Origin of the sequence: Streptomyces synnematoformans, from assembly GCF_039531005.1 — a bacterium.
Taxonomy (GTDB): Bacteria; Actinomycetota; Actinomycetes; order Streptomycetales; family Streptomycetaceae; genus Streptomyces; species Streptomyces synnematoformans.
On the sequence record NZ_BAAAPF010000544.1, the window covers coordinates 1 to 2579 of the forward strand.

General features: G+C 76.9%; 1 protein-coding gene. It reads left to right on the top strand.

Features of this window, described 5'->3' with window-relative positions:
* Nucleotides 1–1492: 1492 nt before the first annotated feature.
* Nucleotides 1493–2579, top strand: a 1087-nt coding sequence (locus ABD317_RS35740) for a serine/threonine-protein kinase (protein WP_344296006.1), incomplete at its 3' end; no start/stop codon positions are given.

Genomic DNA, 2579 nt, shown 5'->3' on the forward strand with positions numbered 1-2579 from the left:
GTCTTCCTAAGACCGCTTGGCCTCCGACTTCCCGTCCCCGCGCCTGCGTCGCCCTCGGCGTGCCCGGTGCCGGTGCCGCCGCCCTCGTGCCCCGGGCCGCCGCCCGCCGGCCAGCCGCCCCCCAGCCCGCTCGTCGTCGAGCCCCGTTCGTGCGGCCGGCGCTGCTCCGGAACCCGGCTGTGCTCCGCCGACCCCGCGCCCAGTCCCGCACCCCCGCCTCCGCCCGCACCCGCCCCGGCGCCCTCCGCGCCTCCGCGCCCCGGCGGCGCGGCGATCCGCAGGGCTGACTCGCCCACCCGCAGCACCGCGTCCGCCGACAGCGGCACCGGGGTGCGGCCCACCGCCGTGCCGTCGACCGTCGTGCCGTTCGTGGAGCCCAGGTCCGCCACCGTGATCCGCCCGTCGGGCGCGACCGTCAGCGCGCAGTGGAGCCGCGAGACGTCCGGGTCGTCCAGCGGAACGTCGGCGTCCGCCGATCTGCCGATCCTGATCTGGCCGCCGTGCAGCAGGTGGACCCCGCCGGCGTCGGGGCCCGCCACCACCCGCAGGCTGGTGACCGCCGCGGCGGCCTCCGCGGCGGACTCCGCGCCCGCCGCCGGGGGGCGGCCGTGGCCCGGGTCCGCGGGGCCGCCGAGGCTCAGCACCGCGCCGTCGACCAGCGGGGGTTCGCCGAGCAGGGTGCGGTCCGGGTCGAGGAGGCGGTGTCCCGCGTAGACCGGGACGCCCGTGCCCCCCGTGCCGCTCGCGGTGCCGCCGCCGGAGGCGGCGGCCGCGGCGTCGAGCAGCCCTCCGGCGACGGCGCCCAGTGTCGTGCCGGCAGGTGCGGTGACGATCACATCGCGACCGCGGGCGGCGGCACCGCCGCGCGTCGCCTGGACGGTCAGCCGGATCTGCATGCCGGTCACCGCTCCCTTCCCTGGGCAGGGCCGATTCGAGGGCAGCAGTCATATTCCCATCTCTCACCGACAGCACGCTGCGGGACCGGCGTTGGTGGATCTTGTATGGCCGCTTCCTGTCTCAACTCCGACCTAAAATGGGCTGTTCCGGATCGTCTCTGTCTCCTTCGTCAGCTCTGCGGGGCAACCATGGGCCGGGACGCTGACGTCCTTTCTTCGAACGGGCGTCACGAAACGGCCGCCTCCGGGCGATTCGGTGGCGCGGAACGGGTGAGCGGACGCCGGGAACGGGGTACGGCGTCTGCACGAGCACATCGAGCACATCGAGCACATCAACGCGGCACAGGGACAACGGGGCACAGGACGGCGCCGCAGCAGACGCGCACGGAGATCAGGGGGCCCGCCGGGAAACCGGTGGCCAGAGGCGGAACCGGGGCCGCCGGAACCGGCCCGGCCCCCGCGTCGCCCGCACCCCCGGCCGGGCTCCGGCCGGAGCCCGGCGGGCGTCCCGGTGACGCGGCTAGAGTGGTGCAGATGGCGCCCGGACCGACCGGTCCGCGGGCCACGGGAACGATCACGACCAGGGAGCGCATGACGTGCGGCCGGTAGGCAGCAAATACCTGCTCGAAGAGCCGCTCGGGCGCGGCGCCACGGGCACCGTGTGGCGTGGCCGCCAGCGCGAGACGGCGGGGGCGGAAGCCGCGGTGGCGGGCAGCCCGGGCGAGGTGCTCGCCATCAAGGTCCTCAAGGAGGAGCTGGCCGGCGACCCTGACGTGGTGATGCGGTTCCTGCGCGAGCGCTCCGCGCTCCTCCGCCTCACCCACCCGAACATCGTCCGCACCCGCGACCTCGTCGTCGAGGGCGATCTGCTGGCCCTGGTCATGGACCTCGTGGACGGTCCCGACCTGCACCGCTACCTCCGCGAGAACGGCCCGTTCTCGCCCGTCGGCGCCGCGCTGCTGACCGCCCAGATCGCGGACGCGCTGGCCGCCAGCCACGCCGACGGCATCGTCCACCGCGACCTCAAGCCCGCGAACGTCCTGCTCGCCGGCGGCGCGGACCCCGGCGGGGCCGGCCGGATGCGGCCGATGCTCACCGACTTCGGCATCGCCCGGCTCGCGGACTCCCCGGGCCTGACGCGCACCCACGAGTTCGTGGGCACCCCCGCGTACGTGGCGCCCGAGTCCGCCGAGGGCCGCCCGCAGACCTCCGCCGTGGACGTCTACGGCGCCGGCATCCTGCTGTACGAGCTGCTCACCGGCCGGCCGCCCTTCGCGGGCAGCTCCGCCCTTGAGGTGCTCCACCAGCACCTCAGCCAGGAGGCCCAGCGCCCGCCGGGCCTGCCGGACCCGATGTGGACCGTCGTCCAGTCCTGCCTGCGCAAGAACCCCGACGAGCGCCCCAGCGCCGAGAGCCTGGCCCGCGGGCTGCGCACCGTGGCCGCCGGCATCGGCGCCGGTGCCACCCCCGAGCAGGCGACGGCGGCCCTCGGCGTCGCCGCGCTCCTGGCCGCCGACCCGCACCCGGCGCAGGTGCCGGGCACCGGCGTGGGCGCCTCCGACCCGACGCAGGTCCTCCCGGCCGGCAGCGGCAGCGGCGCCCCCGGGCAGGGCGCGTACGACCCGAACGCCCCCACCAGCGCGCTGCCCGCCGCCGGGGCGGGCGCCGCGGGCGGGGCGGCGC